Here is a 3,845-nt window from a genome sequence, read left to right on the forward strand (position 1 = left end):
AGAATATAAGGTTATTGTTTATTCCAAGCCTGAAGGGGTTGTCTGTACACATTCTGACCCTGAAGGGCGACCAACCGTCTTTGATAACCTGCCGAAGCTTGAGGGGCAGCGCTGGATATCGGTAGGTCGTCTGGATATTAATACTAGCGGTTTGTTGATTTTGACAACCGATGGCGAATTAGCTAATCGCTTAATGCATCCATCTTACGGTGTTGATCGCGAGTACGCAGTTCGGATCCATGGTGAAGTCGATGGCGCGATGCTCGAAAGACTTAAGCAAGGTGTGTTACTCGATGACGGACTTGCCAAGTTTACCGACGTTCAAGAATACGGTGGCGAGGGCCGCAATAAGTGGTTTCACGTTGTTGTCATGGAAGGTCGTAATCGAGAGGTTCGTCGCTTATGGGAGTCTCAGGAAGTTCAGGTAAGCAGGCTTAAGCGTGTACGCTACGGCTGTATATTTATGCCAAGTCGTTTAAAGGTTGGCGCCTGGGAAGAGCTTAAGGTTAAGGATATTAACGAATTGCGAGATTTGGTTAACTTGCCTCCTATCAAGCATAGGCAGAAAACTAGTCAGGAAATCGCTAAAGAAAGCAGGGCACACACTAAAGCGGTTAAGAAAGGCGTTAAGCAGGCTCGACGTCCTAGTAAGCGGAGATAGTGATTTTAAAAATCTCCCTAATGTAAGAAAGTTGCTGTAAGCCCCAGATTTTGTTGATTATTTATACAAAAATCACGCTTTTAAGAAATACTGCATTTTCTTTACAATAAAGTGTTGACGACCATCAGTTAAGGCGATAATATTCGCGCCGTTGATGAAGTTCCCCGATAACTCAGTTGGTAGAGTAGCGGACTGTTAATCCGTTTGTCGCTGGTTCGAGCCCAGCTCGGGGAGCCAACTTCATAACCCTCAAGCACAAATACTTCCCTAAAATTTCCCAAAATTTAGATTCTACTAAACACTAAGATACGCGCCGGTGTTTTCGAATTGATGCTTTTTGTTGGTCTGTAAAATGAAGCTTCTGAGACTATTCAACTATTGCAACGGACTTGATTTGGGCCCATACCTTTAGTCCGGCAATTAAATTTAGTTGGTGAACGGATTTTCGAGTTACTCGGGCAATTAACTTGCTGCAACCAATATTTAAACTTACTAAAGCCATAGAAGAATCTTTTTCATCTATTTCGTCGATTACTGCCGGTAATAGATTAAGAATGCTACTGTTTTTCGATTGACTTAAAGTGATGCTGACATCCTTTGCTAATATACGCACTCTAAGTTCTGCGCCATGCGCTAGCCCCTTATTGTGAATCCATATGCGTTCGCCTTCAAAGTCTACGGCTGCGAGGTTCCATTGTTCATCTAGCTCGTTAACTCGCCCTTGGATGATAATACCTGTTTCATTTCCTAAATAGTCGGCTGTCTCTAGATTAGAAAGCACATCTGAAACCTTACCTTGAGTGCTAAGCTTTCCGTTTTCAAGTATTACTAAGTGGTCAGCAAGTTTAGCGACTTCGTTTACCGAGTGAGTGACGTATAAAATTGGTATACGAAATTCTGATCGAATCTTTTGAACGTAGGGAAGGATTTCGAGTTTTCTGGCTTTATCTAAAGAAGCTAATGGCTCATCCATTAATAAGAGTTCAGGCTGAACAAGTAAAGCTCTGGCAATCGCAACTCGCTGGCGTTCTCCTCCTGATAATTCATCGGGCTTCTTGTTTAGAAGAGCTTCGATTCCGAGAATTGAAAGAACATGCTCGATACTGATACGCTTTGCGCTGCTTTTGCTGGCGCGCTTAATAGCATATTCTAGATTGCCTATTGCGCTTAAATGAGGGAATAACTTGGCGTCCTGGAATACATAACCAATTGGACGCTTGTGGGTTGGCAAAAAAGAGGTCGAGCTTTGCCATTCAGCTCCGTTTATGACTAGAGATCCGCTTGCGTGCTCTAAGCCTGCGATGCAGCGTAATAGGCTTGTTTTCCCTGAGCCGGAATGCCCAAAGATTACATTAATTCCGTCCCCTGGAAGCGTGGTGTTGATTTGTAGCTCGAAGGGCTTGCCATTGCGCGGGCTGCGTGTGGAGTGGAGGTTGATCGCGATTGTAGGCTTATACTCCATTTTTCAGTCCACCAAAAAGATTTTGCCTTCTGTTAAAACTGTATAAGCAAAGCAGCACGATAAAGGAAAATATAACCATAATGCCGGCTAACCCGTGGGCCTGGGAGTATTCCAGCGCTTCTACATGGTCATAAATCTGAACAGAAATAACGCGCGTCTCATCCTGAATGTTTCCGCCAATCATCAAAACAAGCCCAAACTCGCCAACAGTATGCGCGAAACCAAGAACTGCGGCCGTTAAAAAACCTGGCTTACACAAGGGAAGGGTTACCGTAAAAAAACGATCAATTGGAGAGGCTCTAAGGGTGGCGGCAGCTTCGATGGCATCATCACCTAGCATTTCCATAGCATTCTGTATTGGTTGCACAACAAAGGGCAGCGAGTAGATAATTGAGCCAAGTACAAGCCCCCAAAATGTAAAGGGGAGCGTGCCAATGCCCAGACTCTGGGTCATTTCACCAATATACCCGTTTGGTCCCATTGCGATCAAAAGGTAAAAGCCTAGTACCGTGGGGGGTAAAATTAAGGGTAGAGAGACCAGGGCAGATACAGGTACTTTTAGCCAAGATTTTGTGCGGGCAAGCCACCACGCAAGTGGCGTGCACATGACTAATAAGCTGATCGTAACAACTGTAGCAAGTTTTAATGTGACTAATATGGCTGAATAATCTGCTTCAGAAAAAAACATATCGCTGCTTAATTGTGCTGATTGTCTAGAGTGATGTCGGGCACGTTATACGAAAAGCCTTGTATTATCTCCCTAGCTTTGCCTTGTTTAAGATAGTTATAGAAAGCAATGGCAGCAGGGGACTTGTTTGCTCGACTTAGTAGAATAGCATCCTGCTTTATCGGATCATATAGCTCAGAGGGAATAGAAATACATGCTTCTGACTGAATATTGTCTGAAGAGTTTGCTTGAGCTTTTGCAATAAAGGCTAGGTTAACGTTACCACTGATCAGAAACTGGAAAGTTTGCGCAATATTCTCGCCGCGAATCCATTTGTTACGATCAGTTTGGTCTATTTCAAGTTGTTCTAATACTTGTTGGGCAGCGCGTCCATAAGGGGCAAGCTTAGCATTAGCTAATGCTATTTTCTTAATCTGCGGCGCTTTTAGTATATTTGACAAACTGGCGTCAGAAATAGGGGTGTTAGCGCATAGTGCCAGCCGTCCGATCGCATAAGTGAACTGTGACTCTGGTAGGGTAAGGTGCTTAGCGCTGAGGAAGTGTGGTGACTTTTGATCGGCCGACAAGAATAGCTCGAAAGGAGCGCCGTGAGTAATTTGTGCGACCAACTTACCCGACGATCCATAGGAGGCATGGATCTTGTGCTTGCTTTCACTCTCAAAGTTTTTAATTAAAACTTTGGCGGTGGAGATAAAGTTAGAGGCAACCGCGATATTGGCGCTTTCGCTCCACACCTTTGTAGAGCAGGAGAAAATAACCAGGCTTGCCAGAAAAGCTTTGAGCCAGCTTATTGGGTAATTGAATATAGGTGTGCGCATCTAAGGTCTGAAACAGCTGCTATTTGTAAGTGTTGGCTTTGGTTAAAAGCGCATATTGAACGATTGCACTGATTTCAGCAAGTTTATGATGGGGGTTAAAAAAGAAGCCCCTTTCGGGGCTAAACCTTGCGACATACAAGGGAAAGAATGTATGGGGTGGGAAGACTGTTTTACGACCTCGTGAGTCCAGCCAACACACCCCGCTTGATAGAACTT

General features: G+C 44.3%; 5 protein-coding genes and 1 tRNA gene. 2 read left to right on the forward strand and 4 right to left on the reverse strand.

Annotated features, from left to right (window positions below; all coding sequences use genetic code 11):
• Both A3761_RS15690 and A3761_RS15695 read left to right on the forward strand, forming a co-directional pair.
• Positions 1–661, forward strand: a 661-nt coding sequence (locus A3761_RS15690; protein WP_068750467.1) for a pseudouridine synthase, incomplete at its 5' end; no start/stop codon positions are given.
• Between the two features lie 161 nt (positions 662–822).
• A tRNA-Asn gene (locus A3761_RS15695) sits at positions 823–898 on the forward strand.
• A gap of 130 nt (positions 899–1,028) precedes the next feature.
• On the opposite strand, the gene modC is transcribed toward A3761_RS15695, so the two are convergent.
• From modC to A3761_RS28590, 4 genes are all read right to left on the reverse strand, one after another.
• Complete coding sequence (modC, locus tag A3761_RS15700) at positions 1,029–2,123, reverse strand: molybdenum ABC transporter ATP-binding protein (RefSeq protein ID WP_068553401.1); 1,095 nt, start codon at positions 2,121–2,123, stop codon at positions 1,029–1,031.
• Positions 2,113–2,811, reverse strand: coding sequence for a molybdate ABC transporter permease subunit (modB, locus tag A3761_RS15705; protein ID WP_068553402.1), 699 nt, complete (start codon positions 2,809–2,811; stop codon positions 2,113–2,115). The genes modC and modB overlap by 11 nt, the downstream gene beginning before the upstream one ends.
• 8 nt (positions 2,812–2,819) lie before the next feature.
• Complete coding sequence (modA, locus tag A3761_RS15710) at positions 2,820–3,629, reverse strand: molybdate ABC transporter substrate-binding protein (protein WP_068553403.1); 810 nt, start codon at positions 3,627–3,629, stop codon at positions 2,820–2,822.
• Positions 3,630–3,648: 19 nt separating this feature from the next.
• A partial coding sequence (locus tag A3761_RS28590) for a hypothetical protein (RefSeq protein WP_231881235.1) occupies positions 3,649–3,845 on the reverse strand: 197 nt, incomplete at its 5' end.

It is taken from the genome of Oleiphilus sp. HI0123 (genome assembly GCF_001635315.1).

Excerpts from the sequence above, each read along its gene's own strand:
- modB (WP_068553402.1), bottom strand. The coding sequence starts at position 2,811 with ATGTTTTTTTCTGAAGCAGATTATTCAGCCATATTAGTCACATTAAAA.
- modA (WP_068553403.1), bottom strand. The coding sequence starts at position 3,629 with ATGCGCACACCTATATTCAATTACCCAATAAGCTGGCTCAAAGCTTTT.
- modC (WP_068553401.1), bottom strand. The coding sequence starts at position 2,123 with ATGGAGTATAAGCCTACAATCGCGATCAACCTCCACTCCACACGCAGC.